Origin of the sequence: Microbacterium sp. ISL-59 (assembly GCF_018613945.1) — a bacterium.
Lineage (GTDB): Bacteria > Actinomycetota > Actinomycetes > Actinomycetales > Microbacteriaceae > Microbacterium > Microbacterium oxydans_B.
Genome location: NZ_JAGGPG010000001.1, coordinates 632688 through 650783 on the forward strand (window position 1 = coordinate 632688; position 18096 = coordinate 650783).

General features: G+C 67.2%; 17 protein-coding genes. 8 read left to right on the top strand and 9 right to left on the bottom strand.

The window, feature by feature from the left end; all coding sequences use genetic code 11:
- Window positions 1-7: 7 nt before the first annotated feature.
- Together J7E45_RS03060 and manA are read right to left on the bottom strand one after the other, a co-directional pair.
- Entirely contained in the window at window positions 8-328 is a 321-nt protein-coding gene (locus J7E45_RS03060) for a WhiB family transcriptional regulator (RefSeq protein WP_081859873.1), read from the bottom strand.
- A 164-nt stretch (window positions 329-492) separates the two neighbouring features.
- Window positions 493-1623 (bottom strand): mannose-6-phosphate isomerase, class I, encoded by a 1131-nt coding sequence (gene manA / locus J7E45_RS03065; RefSeq protein ID WP_215066974.1) that lies wholly within the window; start codon window positions 1621-1623, stop codon window positions 493-495.
- A gap of 68 nt (window positions 1624-1691) precedes the next feature.
- On the opposite strand from manA, the gene J7E45_RS03070 reads away from it, so the two are divergent.
- Window positions 1692-3107: an O-antigen ligase family protein gene (locus tag J7E45_RS03070; RefSeq protein WP_215066975.1), complete on the top strand. Its 1416-nt coding sequence runs from the start codon at window positions 1692-1694 to the stop codon at window positions 3105-3107.
- Entirely contained in the window at window positions 3104-4402 is a 1299-nt protein-coding gene (locus tag J7E45_RS03075) for an O-antigen ligase (RefSeq protein WP_215066976.1), read from the top strand. The genes J7E45_RS03070 and J7E45_RS03075 overlap by 4 nt, the downstream gene beginning before the upstream one ends.
- A 42-nt stretch (window positions 4403-4444) precedes the next feature.
- Here J7E45_RS03075 and galE read toward each other — a convergent pair whose 3' ends face one another.
- Window positions 4445-5434, bottom strand: coding sequence for a UDP-glucose 4-epimerase GalE (gene galE, locus J7E45_RS03080; protein WP_251053360.1), 990 nt, complete (start codon window positions 5432-5434; stop codon window positions 4445-4447).
- 148 nt (window positions 5435-5582) lie between these two features.
- On the opposite strand from galE, the gene J7E45_RS03085 reads away from it, so the two are divergent.
- From J7E45_RS03085 to J7E45_RS03095, 3 genes are read left to right on the top strand one after another with little or no spacing between them, the layout of a single operon-like run.
- A complete protein-coding gene (locus J7E45_RS03085; protein WP_091033972.1) occupies window positions 5583-7493 on the top strand; it encodes a glycosyltransferase in 1911 nt (636 codons plus the stop codon).
- Window positions 7490-8452 carry a glycosyltransferase gene (locus tag J7E45_RS03090; RefSeq protein ID WP_091033974.1) on the top strand — a complete coding sequence of 321 codons (963 nt, stop codon included), beginning with the start codon at window positions 7490-7492 and terminating at the stop codon, window positions 8450-8452. Before J7E45_RS03085 ends, J7E45_RS03090 begins: the two co-directional genes overlap by 4 nt.
- A 2-nt stretch (window positions 8453-8454) precedes the next feature.
- A complete protein-coding gene (locus tag J7E45_RS03095) occupies window positions 8455-9066 on the top strand; it encodes a hypothetical protein (protein WP_308162045.1) in 612 nt (203 codons plus the stop codon).
- Window positions 9067-9097: 31 nt separating this feature from the next.
- Here J7E45_RS03095 and J7E45_RS03100 read toward each other — a convergent pair whose 3' ends face one another.
- From J7E45_RS03100 to glf, 3 genes are read right to left on the bottom strand one after another with little or no spacing between them, the layout of a single operon-like run.
- On the bottom strand, window positions 9098-9832 hold the full coding sequence (locus J7E45_RS03100; RefSeq protein ID WP_215066978.1) for an ABC transporter ATP-binding protein: 735 nt from the start codon (window positions 9830-9832) through the stop codon (window positions 9098-9100).
- Window positions 9832-10650 carry an ABC transporter permease gene (locus tag J7E45_RS03105; protein ID WP_091033981.1) on the bottom strand — a complete coding sequence of 273 codons (819 nt, stop codon included), beginning with the start codon at window positions 10648-10650 and terminating at the stop codon, window positions 9832-9834. The genes J7E45_RS03100 and J7E45_RS03105 overlap by 1 nt, the downstream gene beginning before the upstream one ends.
- Window positions 10651-10660: 10 nt before the next feature.
- Window positions 10661-11797, bottom strand: a complete 1137-nt coding sequence (gene glf, locus J7E45_RS03110) for a UDP-galactopyranose mutase (RefSeq protein ID WP_091033984.1) — start codon at window positions 11795-11797, stop codon at window positions 10661-10663.
- Window positions 11798-11858: 61 nt separating this feature from the next.
- Between glf and J7E45_RS03115 the strand changes: the two genes are divergently transcribed.
- Window positions 11859-12287 (top strand): GtrA family protein, encoded by a 429-nt coding sequence (locus J7E45_RS03115; RefSeq protein WP_167635316.1) that lies wholly within the window; start codon window positions 11859-11861, stop codon window positions 12285-12287.
- Window positions 12280-13245, top strand: a complete 966-nt coding sequence (locus tag J7E45_RS03120; RefSeq protein ID WP_091033989.1) for a glycosyltransferase family 2 protein — start codon at window positions 12280-12282, stop codon at window positions 13243-13245. The genes J7E45_RS03115 and J7E45_RS03120 overlap by 8 nt, the downstream gene beginning before the upstream one ends.
- Before the next feature lie 48 nt (window positions 13246-13293).
- Here the strand turns inward: J7E45_RS03120 and J7E45_RS03125 are convergent, their stop codons facing one another.
- Both J7E45_RS03125 and J7E45_RS03130 read right to left on the bottom strand, forming a co-directional pair.
- A complete protein-coding gene (locus J7E45_RS03125) occupies window positions 13294-14589 on the bottom strand; it encodes a nucleotide sugar dehydrogenase (RefSeq protein WP_215066979.1) in 1296 nt (431 codons plus the stop codon).
- Between the two features lie 60 nt (window positions 14590-14649).
- On the bottom strand, window positions 14650-15723 hold the full coding sequence (locus tag J7E45_RS03130) for an acyltransferase family protein (RefSeq protein WP_167634039.1): 1074 nt from the start codon (window positions 15721-15723) through the stop codon (window positions 14650-14652).
- Between the two features lie 84 nt (window positions 15724-15807).
- Between J7E45_RS03130 and J7E45_RS03135 the strand changes: the two genes are divergently transcribed.
- Window positions 15808-17082, top strand: a complete 1275-nt coding sequence (locus J7E45_RS03135) for a glycosyltransferase family 39 protein (protein ID WP_215066980.1) — start codon at window positions 15808-15810, stop codon at window positions 17080-17082.
- On the opposite strand, the gene wecB is transcribed toward J7E45_RS03135, so the two are convergent.
- Entirely contained in the window at window positions 17028-18089 is a 1062-nt protein-coding gene (gene wecB / locus J7E45_RS03140; protein WP_091033999.1) for a non-hydrolyzing UDP-N-acetylglucosamine 2-epimerase, read from the bottom strand. The two genes, J7E45_RS03135 and wecB, sit on opposite strands and share 55 nt — an antisense overlap.
- Window positions 18090-18096 lie beyond the last annotated feature (7 nt).

Sequence of the window (18096 nt, forward strand, 5' to 3'; positions counted from 1 at the left end):
CAGCCGATCAGCTGGCGCGACGCTTGAGCTTGCGGCGCTCGCGCTCGGAGAGGCCACCCCAGATGCCGAAGCGCTCATCATTGTTGAGCGCGTACTCGAGGCATTCGCCACGCACGTCGCAGGTGGTGCAGATCCGCTTGGCGTCTCTGGTCGATCCACCCTTCTCCGGGAAGAAGGCTTCGGGATCCGTCTGCGAGCAGAGAGCGTCTGCCTGCCAGGCGAGGGCATTGTCGTCATCGGCGGCATCCGTGCGCCGCACCCCGGGAACACCGAGGTTGATCGGATCGACGAACCAGTTCTCCGGTACGTCGGAACGGTAACCCGTCATCTCGATCTCCAACCCTGTCTCCGCCCCCCGGCGGGCCGTGCGCATGACTAATTACACCCGTGTCATTCGCTCCGGTCAAGTCGCGGATGGTAAACCCTCAAGCGACTCTTGAAGGTTTTTGACGTTCTCTCGGCGTGTCGCGGCGTGGCGAGCGCGATGCGCGCTCAGAGACCGGGGCCGGCCACGAAGGCCTCACCATCGCCGGACACCGTGAGCGTGCTCTCGTCGCCGCCCGCGAAGGCCGCGCTTCCGACGGGAACCTGCACTTCCTCGCCGGACGAGGAGATGACGGTGATGTCTCCGGCGGTCGCCAGCACCATCGTCGGCCCCGAGACCTCGACCGTGACCGGCGCACCGTCCACCGTGACCCTGCTCAGCGCGAAGTCGGGGACGGGGACCGGATACGCCGTGATCGCTCGACCCTCCGCCGGCCGCAACACCGGGACCTCACCCGGCGTCGGGTCGAGGATCGCGAGCAGCTCGGGAACGTCGATGCGCTTGGGCGTCAGGCCGCCACGCAGCACGTTGTCGCTCGCCGCCATGATCTCGACACCGAGGCCCGAGAGGTAGGCATGCAGAAGGCCGGCGCGCAGGAACACGCCCTCCCCCCGTCGGAGCACGACGTGGTTCATGAGCAGAGCGACGACCACTCCGGGATCCCCCGGGTAGTTCGCCGCCACGCCCGCGATGGCGCTCAGCGTCGTGCCCCACTCCCCCGTGTCGGCGCGCTCCGCTGCCCGCACCACCGCGTCGATGATCTCGTCGACCTCGCGCTGCACGTCGCCGCCGAGCAACCAGCCGATGGCATCCCGCAGCTCATCGGCCCCGCCCCCGAGACGGGCGCGGAGCTGTGCGACGCCGTCGTTGTCCTCGAGCAGGTCCAGCAGAGCGAGAGTGTCCTCCACCGGGCGCAGGCCGCTGAGCGATTCGAAGCGCTCGCTGAGAGCGACGATGAGCTCGGGCTTGTGGTTGTCGTCGCGATAGTTGCGCTGCGGATCGTCTGCGGCGAGCCCGCTCTCCCTCGCCCAGCCCTCGCGCGCCTGCGCGATCGTCGGATGCACCTGGATCGAGAGCGGCCCGCCCGCGGCGAGCAGCTTCAGCAGGTACGGGAGCGTGCCGCCGGTGATCTGATCGAGGGTGCCGCCGCCCGCGACGTCCGCGGGGTCGCCGGGATGATCCCCGAACCACACCTCTGCCTCGGGGGTACCGGTCGGCGTGCGTCCTTCGAGTCCGGCGAGGAGGGAGTCGGACCCCCAGGCGTAGTCGCGGGGTGCGTTCGTGAGGCTCAGCAGCATGCCACCAGCGTAGAGCCGCGCTGCGGCGTTCAGGCACGCGCCGAGTGCGGCGCGGTAGCCTGAACGCGATGGCCCAGTACACCAAGCACCCGGTGACAGCCCCGCCCTCGGCGCCGGAGCGCGAGTCGACGGGGCACCTTCTGCTGCGCGGGTACGTGATCCTCGTGCTCATCGTGACCTTCGCGCACACGGCGGTGTACAACCTCATCGGCATGGAGGGCGCCGCCGTCACCCTCGTGGTCTTCACCCTCGCGACACTCGGCATCGGCATCCCGATGCTCGCCCGCAACCGCCCTCAGCCGTTCCGCTGGCGTCGCCTGCCGTGGACGGCGATGGGGTACACGACACTCGCCCTGGTCTCGGTCGCGTGGTCCCAGTGGCGAGGACCGACGCTGATCACCTGGGTGCTCCTGGCGGCCGTCACCGTGAACGGGCTGTTCATCGCCCACGTGCTCACCTGGCAGGAGATCATCCGTGCCCTGTCCTCCGCCTTCAAGTGGATCCTCGGGCTGTCGCTGGCGATCGAGCTGTGGGTCTCGCTCGTCGTGCACGGGCCGCTGCTGCCGAACTTCGCCACGGTGCCGGAGGGCGAGATCGACCCGCAGTGGTATTGGGTCAGGGACAACCTCTTCGACGGCGGACGGATCCAGGGGATCGTCGGCAACGCGAACCTGCTGGCGATCATCTCGCTGTTCGCGATCATCACCTTCGGCGTGCTGTTCGCCGCTCGCGCGCGCTGGCGGACGACGCTCGCCCTGTGGATGCTGCTCGCGGCGTACTTCCTGTTGCGCACATCGTCGGTCACCGCACTCGCGTGCGCCGCAGCCGCCGCGCTGGTCCTCCTCGTGGCGCTGCTCATGCGCCGTGCCCGCACGCCGGGCGCCCGCACGCGGATCTACGTGACGGCCATCGGCGGCACGGCGCTGGCCGCCGCCGTGGTATGGCTGCTGCGCGAGCCGCTGCTCGGTCTCGTCGGGCGCAGCTCCGACCTCACCGGCCGCTCCGACCTGATCTGGTCGAAGGTGCTCGAGCGGGTGCGAGAGCATCCGCTGTTCGGCAACGGGTTCTCCAGCCCGTGGATCCCGACGGACCCGGCCTTCGACCACTGGATCGTGGATCACGGCATCACCGTGTTCCACGCGCACAACATGTGGCTCGACGTGCTGTTCCAGCTCGGCGTGCTCGGTGTGGTCCTGATGGGAATCGCCTATCTGAGCCTGCTGTGGCGCTCCTGGTTCTTCGCGGTCGACCGGCCCCGCTGGGATCTCCACGCCCGTCGTCCCTTCTCTCCGCTGACCCTGCTTCCGAGCCTCTTCACCGTGGTCCTGCTGGTCCAGGGCTTCTCGGAGTCGACGCCGATCATGCTCTGGGGGTGGCTGCTCCTGGTGCTCCTGTCCTTCAAGCTGAAGTCGGTGCCGCTGGTGGGCGTCGGAGAACGCGACCTGGTGTTCGAACGCGGCACGCGGCAACGGCGGGTTCCGTGACACCGGTCCGGCCGTTGGTCCGCCTGCTCGGCTCCGTGGAGCTCGCGCGGGCCTTCACGCTCACGGCGCTCACCGCCATCTTCGGCTCGTATGCGATCGGACGGATGACCTCGACGGTCACGCTGTCCACCATCATCGCGGTGCTGTGCGTGCTCGGCGCCGCGATCCTCTGGGTGCGCCGCGACGAGCTCTCCCCGCTGCGTATCGCTCCCTCGTCGCTCTTCGCCTTCCTGGGCTGGGCGCTGGTGAGCATGGTCTGGACGACGGACCGCTCAGACACGTTCTTCGGGTGGATGTCGCTGTTCGGATACGCGTTCCTCGCGATCACCATCGGCCACATCCGCGACACGCTGCAGACCGTGCGCGCCATCGGCGACACTCTGCGTGTACTGCTGGCTCTCTCGCTCGGGGTGGAGATCCTCTCCGGCATCCTGCTCGACGTGCCGTTCACTTTCCTCGCGATTCAGGGCAACCTCGCCGCCGGCGGCCCGGTGCAGGGTCTGTTCGGCAGCCGCAACATGCTCGGATTCGTCGCGGTGATCGCGCTGATCACGTTCGTGATCGAGTGGCGGACGCAGTCGGTCAACGCTCCACTGGCGGTGGTGTCGGTCGGCCTGGCCGGGTCCCTGGCGTTTTTCTCGGCCTCCCCCACCGTGCTCGTGCTCGCGGTCGCGGTCGGCATCGTGACGCTCGCCCTCACGATCGTGCGGCACACGTCGCCGGCGCGGCGAAACCTCGTGCAGTGGATGCTCGGCATCCTGGTGGCGCTGGCACTCACGATCGCGTTCGCGTTGCGCCATCAGATCATCGCTCTGCTCGATGCCGGATCGGACTTCTCGATGCGCGCGTCGCTCTGGAACACGATCCTCGACTTCGTCGCACTCAAGCCGATCCAGGGCTGGGGGTGGTTCGGCGACTGGGCGCGCGGTGAGTACCCGTTCACGTACATCAACTTCCAACTCGACGACCATCACCAGAGCGCGCTGAACGCGTTCTTCGACGTGCTGCTCCAGCTCGGGGCGGCAGGACTCGTGCTCTTCCTGCTCCTCGGTGGGGTCGCACTGATCCGATCCTGGCTGGTCGCGAGCGTCCGGCGGTCCGTGGTCTACGCGTGGACGCCGATCATCCTCGTCACGCTCGCCGTCGACTCGATGTTCGAGAGCTTCACGCTGGTCGGCGCCGGGTGGTTCATGCTCGTGCTGTGCGCGCTGCGGGCTGGGCAGTCGCGCTCCTGGCGCGAGAACATCGACGCTGCGCACACGGGCGCGATCTCGACTCTGCGTTCCCTGGAATAGCCGCCGCAATCGCCTCTCTCGGTGTCAGAGAGTGGCGCGGTATCAGAGCGTGGCGCGCAGCTTCTCCGCCCAGGCGATCGCGTCGCGGACCCCGTCATCGACCGACCGCTGCGCCTGCCACTGGAGCACCGCGGCAGCGCGGTCGACGATCGCGAACGCGCCGGCCTGATCGCCGGGTCGGCGGTCGGTCTCCGCCACCGGAAGCGGCTCGCCCGTCACACGCTCGAACGCCGCGACGAGCTCGCGCACCGTCACGCCGTCTCCCGTGCCGAGGTTGATCACCTGGTAGGGGTCGTCCGGCGTGGCGACCTCATCGAACTTCTGCACGGCCGCGACATGCGCGAGAGCGAGATCCCAGACGTGGATGTAGTCGCGAAGACCGGAGCCGTCGCGCGTGTCCCAGTCCGTTCCCGTGATGGTGAAGGGCTCCCCGGCCACGCGCGCCTGCATGATCTTGCCCAATGCATGGGACGGGGTCGGGTTCTGCAGACCCGTCCGCAGCCGCGGGTCCGCACCGATCGGGTTGAAGTAGCGCAGCGCGATCGCGCGGAAGTCGCCCGCCGTCGCGGCATCCTCGAGGATCTGCTCGACCATCGCCTTCGTCCGGGCGTACGGGCTCGACGGCGCGAGCGTGCCGCCCTCGTCCACGCCGTCGCCCGTCTCACCGGCGTAGACCGATGCCGAGGAGCTGAACACGATGCGCGGGATCCCCGCGTCGCGCAGACGCCGCAGCAGCACGACAGTCTTGCCGACGTTGGCGTCGTAGTACCCGAGCGGGTCGGCGACCGACTCCGGCACCACGATGCGGGCAGCGCAGTGGATGACGGCGTCGATGTCAGGATGATCCGCGAGCAGGGCCTCCACCACCGACCCGTCGGCGATGTCGCCGACGTAGAGGTTGCGGCCTTCGCCGAAGGATCGAAGCCCCGTGGAGAGGTCGTCGAGGATGACGACCTCGATTCCGGCTTCGATGCATGCCGTCGCGACGGTTGAGCCAATGTAGCCGGCACCGCCGGTGATCAGTACCTTCATCGCGGTCAGTCTACCCAGCGCTTCCGAGGGGGCACCGGGCGACTCTCCGCAGATGCGAAGGTCATCGACGGTAGGCTACTCACTGCTCGTCGAGTCCCGCACTGTCCCCTGACAGTGGCCTGCGGCACCAACATCGGAGAACCTGCCAGTGGCCCACGTCCTTCAGAACGTCGTCTTCCCACTTGATCGCGACCCCGACCTTCTTCCGCTCTACGCCGACCCGGAGACCTGGTCCGTGATCGAGGACGAACCGGTCCGCGTCTCGAACCGCGCGCACCTCGGGAACATCCTCGGTCGGCATCGCGCGCGGATCGTTGCCGGGCGGCGCGTGTCGATGGGCACGTATTTCAACGCCTTCCCCGCGTCGTACTGGCAGCACTGGACGAGCGTCCGACAGGTGCGCCTGACCGTGCGCACGACCGGACCGGCGACGATCCTGGTGTACCGCTCCAACGGATCCGGGGTCCGCCAGCGCGTGGCCACGCGCGAGGTGACGGGCGAGGCCTCGACGTCGTTCGACCTCGAGCTCACGCAGTACAGCGACGGCGGCTGGATCTGGTTCGACATCGTCGCCGACGAGAAGCCCGCCGTGCTCGAGGGTGCGGAATGGACGACCGACCAGGAGCCGAAGCGCACCGGCAAGGCCTCGCTCGGCATCACGACCTACAACAAGCCCGATTACTGCGTCGAGACCCTGCGGGCACTCGCCGCGTCGCCGGACGCGCTGGAGTTCGTGGACCGCATCTTCCTGATCGATCAGGGGACGCAGCTCGTCGCGGATCAGGAGGGCTACGACGACGTCGCCGCGAGCCTCGGCGAGACCCTCCAGGTCATCCGTCAGGACAACCTGGGCGGATCCGGCGGGTTCGCCCGCGCGATGCACGAGACACTCCAGCGCCCGGAGAGCGACTTCGTGCAGCTTCTCGACGACGATGTGAGGCTCGAACCGGAGTCGCTGCGCCGATCCATCGTCTTCGGTCAGTACGCGACGACTCCGGTCCTGGTCGGCGGTCATATGTTCGACCTGCTCGACCGCCCGAAGCTGCACGGCTGGGCCGAGGTCGTCGACGAGCATCCGTTCATGTGGCGCAACCTGTACCAGGAGAAGATGCCGCACGACTTCGGGGTCTCGAACCTGCGACAGTCCACGCTCCTGCACATGCGCATGGACGCCGACTACAACGGCTGGTGGATGTGCCTCATCCCCCTCGACGCGATCCGCAAGGTCGGTCTTTCGCTGCCCGCATTCATCAAGTGGGATGACGCCGAGTTCTGCCTCCGCGCCGGCGAGGCCGGCTTCCCGACCGTGTCCATGCCGGGCGTAGCGCTCTGGCATGTCTCCTGGGTCAACAAGGATGACACGATCGACTGGCAGGCGTATTTCCACGCCCGGAACCGCATCGTGGCAGGGCTCCTGCACTCGAACGCGCCGAGGGGCGGTCGACTGCTCGTCCACAGCCGTCGCGTCGACCTGAAGCACCTCATGATGATGCAGTACTACCCCGTGGCGCTGCGTGCGCAGGCGCTGCGCGATGTGCTGTCCGGGCCCGAGCACATGCGTCGCAACCTGGCGACGGCCATGCCCGCCGCCCGTGCCCTCGCCGCCGACTATCCGGAGACGGTCGTGCACCGCGACCCGTCCGCCGTGCTGCATGCGCGTCGCGGCCGCCAGGTGTACAAGCAGCTCCCGAAGAACGACCTGGACAGCCCGAAGGGGATGCGGCTGCGGCTGTTCACCCTCTCCACGCTGACGTCGCACTTCCTCCACCGTCCGAACGCGGCGAACATCGCGCAGCCCGAGGTCGAGTTCGGCAAGGAGGATGCGCACTGGTGGCGTGTCCCGGCGTTCGACAGCGCACTGGTGAGTGCCGCCGACGGCTCCGGCAAGAACATCTACACGCGTGATCGCGCGAAGTACCGACGGATGCTGCGCGACACGGTGCGGCTGCATGCCGAACTCCGCCGGCGCTGGCCGGACCTGCAGAAGCAGTACCGCGAGGCGCTGCCCGATCTCGTGTCACCCCAGTCCTGGCAGCAGATCTTCGAGGAGAAGGCATGACCGCGGCGCCCGCTGCATTCGACCCCACGGCCGCGACGATCGTCATCGTCACCTTCAACCGCTCTCACCTGCTCTCGGGTCTGCTCACGAGCATCACCGCGATGGACCCCAAGCCCGGCCACGTCGTCATCATCGATAACGCCTCGGCAGACGACACCACCGACGTCGTCGAGTCGTTCCGAGAGGACATCGGCACCGAGATCGTGTACCGACGGCTCGAGAAGAACACCGGCGGCTCCGGTGGCTTCAGTGAAGGCATGCGCACCGCGTACGAGCTCGGCTCCGAGTGGATCTGGATGATGGACGACGATGTCGAGGTCCTCACCGAGGGACTCGCGAAGATGGGCGCCTGGAGCAGCAGGTTCAAGAGCATCCAGGGACGCCGCTTCGACTACGACGGCAGCGAGTTCTATTGGCAGTACCGCATCGCCGAGCGCATGGGCATCCCCATTCCGTTCGCCCCGTCCGGCTTCGACGAGACGGGCTACAAGGAGATGAACAGCGGCTGCTTCGAGGGCATGTTCATCCACCGCTCGATCGTGCAGCAGATCGGTCTGCCCGACCCGCGGTTCTTCATCTACTGGGACGACCAGATGTACGGGTGGCTCGCCTCGCGCCTGACGACCGCGGTGATCGTCGACGAGTTCGTGCTGCGGCGCACCCGTGAGATCAAGCAGTGGGACATGGGTATCCGCCACATGAACGCGTCCAGCAACGCGTACCGCTACTACATCATGCGCAACCGCGGATTCATCAAGCAGTACTACCGCGTCCACGGCGTCTACAACCCGGTGCTCTTCGGCCTCGGTACCGCGGCGACGTTCTTCAAGGAACTCATCCGGCTCGTGTTCGTCGAGCGGACCGTGCGCGGCACGAGCAACCTCTTCCGCGGCATCCGCGACGGCGGGAAGGCCGGCCGGGATCGCAGCTGGCAGCCGATGCCACCCCTGGAGGCGTGACGGTGGACGAATCGCAGCCGGAGCTGAGCTGGGCACCCCTACCCCCTCAGCCGAAGAGGACCGGACGGGTTTGGCTCATCGTCGGCCTTTCCGTTGCCGCTCTCGCGATCGTGGGCCTGCTGCTGTTCTTCCTCCTACCGCGGGGCGACTCCCCCGAGCCGTCGGAGTCCGCATCGCCGACGCCGACCGCATCCGCCACTCCCACGTCGACACCGACGCCGACACCGACGCCCACGCCGACGGCCACCGCTGCTCCCGAGCCGGAGCCGACACCGGCCCTCACTCCTCCGCCCGCGACCGATCCCACCGTCGAGGTGTTCCGCGGACAGGTGAGCGGGTGGTTGAACTCCGCGCCCCGCGGGCTCGACATCATCGCGGGTGCGAGCGGGCAGGACGCCCTTCCCGTCGTCGACACCCTGCAGCAGGACGCGCAGCGGCTGTCGGACGCGCAGGCGCCCTCGTCCATCGCCACGAAGTGGTACGACGGCGTGACGGACTACGCTCAGCGTCTCACGCAGCTCCAGGCAGCGATCACGAACGATTCCGGGGTTCCCGCGGCCGTCGACGCGGCGCGGAAGTCCGTCAACGCCTTGCGGAGCTTGGTGGGACTCTGAGCGGACCGCCGGTCAGCTCGTCGAGTTGCCGCTAGACCGCGTAGTCGGCGTTGTAGCGGTCGAGCACTTCGGCGATCGGCGCATCGAGCGCCAGCGCGCCCTTGTCGAGGTAGAGCCCGCGAGTGCAGAACCGTCGGAGGTCGCGTTCGTTGTGACTGACGAAGAACAGGGTTCGCCCCTCGGCGAGCAGTTCGTCGATGCGCTTGTAGCACTTGTCACGGAAAGCCTTGTCGCCGACGGCGAGCACCTCGTCGACCAGCAGGATCGGTTCATCGAGCTGGGACACGACGGCGAATGCCAGCCGGACCTTCATCCCGTTCGAGAGGTGCTTGTAGGGCGTGTCCTCGAACCCGGCGAGCTCGGCGAACTCGATGATGCCGTCGTAACGGCGCGAGACCTCCTCGCGTGACATCCCGTGCAGGCCCGAGGTCAAGCGCACGTTCTCCCGCACCGTGAGGTCTCCCACGAAGCCACCGGTGATCTCGATCAGGGGGGCGACGCCCCCGTTCACCGTGACCGTGCCCTCGTCGGGGAGGAGAACCTTGGCGACCAGGCGGAGAAGCGTGGACTTGCCCTGCCCGTTGCGCCCGACCACCCCGATCGACTCCCCCGGCTGCACCGAGAACGACACGTTGCGCAGCGCCCAGAACTCGCCGGGACGAGAGCGCCGCGAGGATCCAGCGAAGAGATCCTTGAAGCTCCGGCTGCCCCGCCTGTTCCGACGGAAATGAACGCCCAGATTCTGCACTTCGATCGCCGCGGACATCACAGCTCCTTCAGCACGGGGCGTTCGAGGCTCCGGAAGGTCCAGATGCCGAGCGCGAGGATCAGAAGAGTCATCAGGACGCTGATCGTCAGCGTGAACAGGTTCCACTGGTCGGGGAAGAAGGGCATCCGGTAGAGCATGAAGATGCCCGCGAGCGGGTTGAATGCGCCGAGGGTCTGGAAGATGCCGGGAAGATCGGTCACGTTGTAGATGATCGGTGTCGCGTAGAACATCGCGCGCAGGATCAGCGCGGTCGTGCGCTCAAGATCGACGAAGAGCACGCAGAGCGGCGCCACCAGGAGCCCCAGTCCGATCAGGAGGATCGTCTGCAGCAGCACTGCCACCGGCAACCAGAGGATTCCCCAGCCGATGTGCACCGTCTGATTCGGATCGAGCTCCACGACCAGGTTCACGACGATGAACAGCACGAGGACCGGCAACGAGAACAGGTACTCGATGCCCTTGCTGAGCACGATCCGATTCACCCAGATCGAACGCGGGATCGAGGTCGACCTGACGAGTCGGGCGTCCTTCTTGAAGGCTCGCGTGAAGTCCGACACCGAAGCGTTGAACCACACCCACGGAAGCAGCGCACTGATCAGGAAGATGATGTACGGCTCTTCACCGACGTCGCGCTGGAAGATCTGCGTGAAGACGAACCAGTAGATCGCACTCATCACGAGTGGATCCAGCACGGACCAGAGGTAGCCGAGGAAGCTCGTCGAGTAGCGGACCTTCAGGTCGCGGGCCGACAGCAGCCACAGCGAATGAAGATAGCGCCGGGGCGTCCCGGGCGCCCCGACAGCAGCGTGACTCACGATGTCGAGTCTAGGAGAGAGTGTTGTTCCAGAGCGACAGCGCCGAGCCGATGGCCATGTGCATGTCGAGGTACTGGTACGTGCCCAGCCGGCCGCCGAAGTGGACGTCCTTCTCCCCCTTGGCGAGTTCGCGGTAGGCCAGCAGCCCATCGCGGTCGGTCGGGGTGTTCACCGGGTAGTAGGGCTCGTCCTCGCGCTCGGCGAAACGCGAGAACTCGCGCATGATCACCGTCTTGTCCGAGTCGTACACGTCCTTGCGCTCCGGGTGGAAGTGCTTGAACTCGTGGATGCGGGTGTAGGGCACATCCATGTCCGGGTAGTTCATGACGCTCGTGCCCTGGAAGTCGCCGACGTTCAGCACTTCCTGCTCGAAGTCGAGCGTGCGCCAGCTGAGCGCGCCCTCGGTGTACTCGAAGTAGCGGTCGACAGGTCCGGTGTAGACGACCGGGAGCTGACCGACGGTCGCCTTCTTGCTGAGCGGCTGTGCATCGTCGAAGTAGTCGACGCCGAGCTTGACCTCGATGTTCGGGTGGTCCGCCATCCGCTCCAGCCACGCGGTGTACCCGTCGGTGGGAAGGCCCTCCCAGGTGTCGTTGAAGTAGCGGTTGTCGTACGTGTAGCGCACGGGAAGGCGGCTGATGATGTCGCCCGAGAGCTTCTGCGGGTCGGTCTGCCACTGCTTCGCGGTGTAGTCACGGAAGAAGGCCTCGAAGAGGGGGCGTCCGACGAGGGCGATGCCCTTCTCTTCGAAGTTCGCGGCCGTCTTGGCATCGAACTCGCCCGCCTGCTCCTTGACCAGTGCACGCGCCTGATCGGGCGTGTAGGCCGACTGGAAGAACTGGTTGATCGTGCCGAGGTTCACCGGCATGGGGAAGACCGTGCCCTTGTGCGTCGTGTAGACGCGGTGGACGTAGTTCGTGAAGCTGGTGAAGCGGTTGACGTACTCCCACACCGTCGCGTTCGAGGTGTGGAAGAGGTGCGCACCGTAGCGGTGCACCTCGATGCCGGTCTCGGGCTCCGCCTCACTGTAGGCGTTGCCGCCGATGTGCGGGCGGCGGTCGATGACGGTTACCTTGCGGCCGGCTTCGGCGGCACGCTCAGCGATGGTGAGGCCGAAGAAACCCGACCCGACGACGAGAAGATCCATGCACCAATCGTATCGGCGGCGGCTGCCCGAACCTGCGCGTGTCGTCTGAGAGACTGTAACCATGCCGAATCGAGTCGGCGGTGCCGTGCGCCGCATCTGGGGCCACAGCGCGGTTCGCTACCTCGTCATCGGCGGATTCTGCTTCCTGGTCGATGCCGGATTGCTCTGGGTCGCTCACGACCTCCTCGGTGTGCCGCTCGCCATCGCCACCCCCGTCGCCTTCCTCGCATCGTTCGCGGTCACCTACACGCTGCAGCGGGTGGTCGCGTTCGCCTCCGATTCGAAGGTCGTGCCCAGCGTCGCCCGCTACACCGCACTCGTGGTCTTCAACACGATCGCGACGACGGCGATCGTGTGGTTCGTCGACTCGCTCGGCGGCGGATGGTTCGTCGGCAAGGTGCTCGCCGTGGTCGCGACCACCGTCTGGAACTACTTCGCCTATCGTTACTGGGTGTTCACCAATCCACCGGCTCGGAGTTCGGATGTATAAGAATGCGGTCATCGCGGCCGTCGTCCCCGCGTACAAAGAAGAGAAGATGATCGCGAAGGTCATCCAGACGATGCCGGACTACGTCGATCACATCGTGATCGTCGACGACTGCAGCCCTGACGGGACCAGCGACGTCGTCCGCGGCATCGAGGATCCCCGTGTGACGCTGATCCGCCACGAGGAGAACCAGGGCGTCGGCGGCGCGATCATCACCGCGCATCGGACCGCGATGGACCTCGGCGCGGACGTCAACGTCGTGATGGCAGGCGATGCGCAGATGGACCCCGACTACCTGCCCACGCTGCTGGACAAGGTCACGGACGGGGGCTTCGGGTTCGCCAAGGCCAACCGCTTCTACTCCCCCGAATCGTTCCGTGGCATGCCGGGGTACCGAGTGTTCGGCAACGTCGTGCTCTCCTTCTTCACGAAGCTGGCGTCCGGCTACTGGAACCTCTTCGATCCGCAGAACGGATACACGGCGATCCGCACCGAGGCCCTCGCACGGGTGCCGCTCGAGCGCGTTGCGAAGCGCTACAGCTTCGAGAACGATCTGCTCATCCACCTGAACATCCTCCAGGTGCCGGCGACCGATGTGCCCATTCCCGCGGTCTACGGCGACGAGGTTTCCAGCATCCGCCTGAGCAAGGTCGTCCCCGAGCTTCTGCACCGGCTGACGGTCGGCTACTGGTCGCGGATCTGGTACCGCTACGTGCTGTGGTCCTTCTCTCCGATTGCGCTTCTGCTGTTCATGGGCCTGTTGCTGTTCATCGTGGGGCTCGGCATCGCGGTCTGGGTGATGTTCCAGATCGCGAGCTCCGTGGTGGCGACCGCCGCCACCGTCATGCTCGCGGCGCTCCCGCTCATGATCGGGACGCAGATGCTGATCAGCGCGCTGCAACTCGACATCCAGGCGACGCCCTCGACGCCGACGTACTCGCCGTTCGACGCCAGAGAATGAAAGAGCGGGCGGCCGACAGATGTCGGCCGCCCGCTCTTCCTCGCAGCGCTAGGCCGCCGTACCGACCACGATGCGGGGCGTGCCCGTCCATCGCTCGGCGTCGGTGGCGGCGCGTCCATCGACGAGCAGCTTGACTCCGGGCAGCTGGGCGGGAGCGAGCTCGCGGTAGTCGGCGTGGTCGGTCTGCAGGATCGCGAGGTCGACCTCGTCGCCGATCTCGTAGGGCTCGAAGCCGAGACCGCGCAGTTCCTCGTCAGTGTAGAGCGGATCGTGCACCCGCACCTCGGCACCACGATCGCGCAGCGCCTTCACCGTGGGGAAGACTCCCGAGAAGGCCGTCTCCTTGACGCCTCCGCGGTAGGCGGCACCCAAGACGACCGCGCGCTGCCCGGAGAGGGAGCCGAGGATGCCCTCTGCCTGCGCCACCAGACGCTCCGGCATCGACGCGTTGAGCTGGCGGGCGACCCGCACGATGTCCGCGTCGGGGTCGGTCGCCAGGTAGAGCCGCGGGTAGACGGGGATGCAGTGTCCGCCGACGGCGATGCCAGGCCGGTGGATGTGGCTGTAAGGCTGAGAGTTGCAGGCTTCGATGACCTTGTAGACGTCGATGCCGTGCGATGCCGCGAAGAGGCCGAACTGATTGGCGAGACCGATGTTCACGTCACGGTAGGTGGTCTCGGCGAGCTTCGCCATCTCGGAGGCCTCGGTGCTCCCGAGATCCCAGACACCGTTGGGGCGAGGCAGGTCGGTGCGTTCGTCGAACTGGAGGACGGCCTCGTAGAACTCGCGCGCACGGCGGTTCCCCTCGGCGGAGAGCGCGCCGATGAGCTTCGGGTACTTGCGGAGGTCTTCGAAGACGCGCCCGGTGAGCACGCGCTCCGGCGAGTAGGCGAGGAAGAAGTCCTCGCCCTCCGTGAGGCCCGATCCCTCTTCCAGCATCGGCTTCCAGCGGCTGCGCGTCGTCCCCACGGGCAGGGTGGTCTCGTAGGACACGAGGGTTCCCGGGGTGAGGTGCTCGGCGAGCGACGCGGTCGCCGCGTCCATGTACTTGAAGTCCGGTTCCCAGGTCTCGTCGTTCACGAAGACCGGGGCCACCAGCACGACGGCATCCGCACCGGGAATCGCCTCGGCGTAGTCGGTCGTCGCGCGGAGCCGCCCGGACGGGATGAGCTCGGCGAGTCGCTCCTGGAGGTGCGCTTCGCCGGGGAAGGGCTCGCGCCCGGCGTTGATGGTGTCGACAGCCTTCTGGTTGACGTCGACTCCGATGACGTCATGGCCGGATGAGGCGAACTGGACGGCGAGGGGGAGCCCGATCTTTCCGAGGGCCACGACGGCGATACGCATAGGGTCCAGTCTACGGGCCCGTGGGTGCCCCAGAGCTCCGCCGCCGCCGTGCGACCGCGGTCAGAAGATGCGCCCGATCACCGGTACGCGACGCAACGGCACGACCAGTGCGAACGACAGCACCACCACGATGAGCCAGACCAGAACGGCCGACACGACGGACGTGGTCGCCGCGTCGGCGAACCAGGGCACGGACCGCACGGCGATCAGGAGCGCGAAATGCACGAGGTAGACCCCGAAGGTCGCTTCCGACAGCGTCCGGATGACCCGCCCCGCACCGGTGCCGACGTCCCCGGAGAAGAGACTGTTGACGAAAACGAAGAGAGTGAGGGCGATCACGACCGTGACGGGGCCGAGATAGCTCTGCGGAAGCAGCGCTGCGAGCAGCGACGCGGGATCGACGGAACCCGCCTGAAGGATCGTCCACGCGATGGCCGCCGCCGCGATCGCGCCGCACGCCCACATGCGCGCACCGGTCAGTCGGAGATCACGCAACGCGTAGCCCGCGACGAAGTAGCCGACGTAGGGCAGCCACTGCGTGAGCGCGCTCAGGATGATGGGCGACGGGCTCCCCGCCCACGCCAGCAGCGCTGACGTCGAGTACGTCGCGACCGTGACCAGGATGAGGACCCCGCCGAGAACGAGCGCGCGCCGACGTCCCCCCTCTCTGAGGAACGGGGCGAGAACCGGTGCGATGGCGTAGAGACCGACGATGAGCCAGAGGAAGTAGAGGTGAGTGTACGGCTGCCCGCGCAGGACGAGCGCGAGCATCGTCGCCGCGCTCTCGTCGAGCCCGCTCATCCACTGCCGCACGACGATCAGATAGAAGACCTGCCAGAAGATGAAGGCCGGCGCGAGCCGCATCAGACGCTGACGATAGAACGCGGCGGGGCCGGCGGCATGCGGCCGCGGGTCGAGCAGGAGGGCGCCGCTGATCATGACGAAGACCGGCACGGCCCAGATGAATCCGGCGTTGAGCGCGACCGCCACCCACCAGGAGCGCGAGCCCTCCAGCTCGGGAGACGAGCGCAGAGCTCCGAAGGTGTGGATGCTGACCACGCCGATGATCGCCACGATGCGAAGGATGTCGAGTCCCCAGCGTCGGTGAGTGAGGGTACCTGGAAGCGATGTCACCCCCGTACGCTATCCCGTCCACGACCCGCGCATCGAAACCGCCGAGCCGCCACCGCGAAACCTCCGTGCTAGCGTGATATCGCCATGGCACACTCTCCCGCGCGCACCTGGTTTCTGCGCCACCGCAGCACGCTCCTCCTGTGGACGATCCTCGCATCGACGTTCCTCCTCACGTACGCCACGTATGTGAGGTGGTACCGGATGTTCTATCCGGACTCGCGCTACTACCTCGCCATGGCCTATCTCTTCCTCGGCAACGATCCCGAGACGGCCCGGCAGCTCACCGTGGACTACGCGGGCCCGCGCAACATCGACGTCCCCCCGGTGGAGGATCTCTTCGGATGGGGCCTGGTGCAGCCGCGCGTGGTCCTTCCGACACTCAGCGCCCCGTTCATCGCGCTCTTCGGTCCGGCCGGCCTCGCCGTCATCCCCCTGCTGGCGACGGCAGCGCTCATGGTCATCGCGGTGATCATGCTCCGTCGTCGCTTCGGCACGCTCGTCGCGCTCCTCATCGGCCTCCTCCTGAACACGTCGATGTTCCTCGTCTCCATCGGAACCGGGATGCTCACCGAGGGCCTCTCGGCGCTGTTCACGGCCGTCGCACTGCTGCTCGCGTGGCGTTGGCTGGAAAAGCCCCGCCCCTGGATGCTGATAGCGATCGGCGCGGTCACGGTGCTCTCGGCCTTCACGCGCCAGGCGACCCTCATCATGGCCGGCGCTTTCATCGCGGCCTGGGTCATCGGCTCACTGATCGAGCGTCGCAACAGCCGCATGATGCTCCCCGCGATCATCGTGGGCGCGGCGACGATCGGCTGCCAGGTCCTGCAATCGCTCATCTTCCCGTCGTTCTCGCAGCTGGACCAGTTCCTCATGCAGGCCGGGGCGAGTTCGCTCGGCGAAGCCCTCCTCAACGTTCCGCGCATGGCGTTCGACATCGTCAGAGCCGATGTCGTGACGATGCTGCGAGGCGACCGTTCACTGCTCGTGCTGATCTGCCTCGCGGTCGCCGGGATGATCATCTTCTGGCGGCGCGTGGAGTCGCATCTGCTGCTCGGTGCCATCGCCGCCACGGCGATCTACAACATCACGAACGGCACGCCCACGCAGTTCCGGTACGCGACTCCCGGACTGATCTTCTGGCTTCTCGCCGCCGGCATGCTCGTCAGCGCGACCGTGACCTGGGTGCAGCGGTCACGGACCAATCCGACCGGCCTTCCGGGCGCGCGCGATGACTCCGATCCCGTGGCACTCGAGTCGGAGGTGTCGGGCGAGGCGGACCACAGGTCTCAGCCGGGCGACGGGCCTCAGCCGGCGGACAACACCTCGACGACGCGCCGCGCCGCGGAGCCGTCTCCGTAGGGAGCCTCGTCTGTCGGCGACGGGGCCGGGCGTGCGACGGTCTCGGCCAGGACCGACGGATCTGAGACCAGGGCGTTCCAGCCGAGCTGCACGGTTTCGACCCACTCGGTCTCGGTGCGCACCGTCGTGCACGGCACCCGCAGCAGGAAGGCTTCCTTCTGAAGTCCGCCCGAATCGGTGACGACGTGTCCGCTGCTGAGCACCGCGGCGATGAGATCCCGGTAAGCGAGGGGTCGGTGCACGCGCAGGTTGCCCTGCTCGAGATCGATGTCGGCTTCCGCCGCCTTGGCGACCAGCCGCGGGTGGGCGAGCAGGACGGTCGGAGTGGCCAGCGCGCCCAGCGCCTCGATGATCTGCGCGAGGCGTACCGGGTCGTCGGTGTTCTCGGCGCGGTGGATGGTCGCGACCTGGAACTCGCCGGGAGTGAGCCCCAGCTCGTCGATGAGCACGGAGGGCTCGCCCGAGAGCTCGTCCCTGGTCGAGTAGAGGACGTCCGTCATCACGTCGCCGACGAGGACGGAACGGGCCTCGAGCCCCTCATCGGCGAGGTGCGCCATGGCGACCTCGGTCGGTGCGAGCAGGATGTCGGCCGCGTGATCGGTGAGCACGCGGTTGTGCTCCTCGGGCATGCGCCGGTTGAACGACCGCAGGCCGGCTTCCAGGTGCGCGACGGGAATGTGCATCTTGACGGCGCTCAAAGCGGCCGCGACCGTCGAGTTCGTGTCGCCGTAGACCAGCACCCAGTCCGGTGCGTGGGCGTCGAAGACGGCATCGAGCTGTCCCAGCATCGCGCCGGTCTGCACACCGTGACTCCCCGAGCCGACACCGAGGTGCACGTCGGGGCTCGAGATGCCGAGCTCGGAGAAGAAGATGTCCGAGAGCATCGGGTCGTAGTGCTGACCGGTGTGCACGATGACGTGTTCCACTCCGGCCTCACGCGCGGCGCGGTCGATGGGGGCGAGCTTGACGAACTGCGGGCGGGCGCCGACGACGCTGAGGATCTTCACCCTACGA

Coding starts and splice junctions, on each gene's coding strand:
- J7E45_RS03060 (WP_081859873.1), bottom strand. CDS start 328: ATGACGGGTTACCGTTCCGACGTACCGGAGAACTGGTTCGTCGATCCG.
- manA (WP_215066974.1), bottom strand. CDS start 1,623: ATGCTGCTGAGCCTCACGAACGCACCCCGCGACTACGCCTGGGGGTCC.
- J7E45_RS03070 (WP_215066975.1), top strand. CDS start 1,692: ATGGCCCAGTACACCAAGCACCCGGTGACAGCCCCGCCCTCGGCGCCG.
- galE (WP_251053360.1), bottom strand. CDS start 5,434: ATGAAGGTACTGATCACCGGCGGTGCCGGCTACATTGGCTCAACCGTC.
- J7E45_RS03090 (WP_091033974.1), top strand. CDS start 7,490: ATGACCGCGGCGCCCGCTGCATTCGACCCCACGGCCGCGACGATCGTC.
- J7E45_RS03100 (WP_215066978.1), bottom strand. CDS start 9,832: ATGTCCGCGGCGATCGAAGTGCAGAATCTGGGCGTTCATTTCCGTCGG.
- glf (WP_091033984.1), bottom strand. CDS start 11,797: ATGGATCTTCTCGTCGTCGGGTCGGGTTTCTTCGGCCTCACCATCGCT.
- J7E45_RS03115 (WP_167635316.1), top strand. CDS start 11,859: ATGCCGAATCGAGTCGGCGGTGCCGTGCGCCGCATCTGGGGCCACAGC.
- J7E45_RS03120 (WP_091033989.1), top strand. CDS start 12,280: ATGTATAAGAATGCGGTCATCGCGGCCGTCGTCCCCGCGTACAAAGAA.
- J7E45_RS03125 (WP_215066979.1), bottom strand. CDS start 14,589: ATGCGTATCGCCGTCGTGGCCCTCGGAAAGATCGGGCTCCCCCTCGCC.
- J7E45_RS03135 (WP_215066980.1), top strand. CDS start 15,808: ATGGCACACTCTCCCGCGCGCACCTGGTTTCTGCGCCACCGCAGCACG.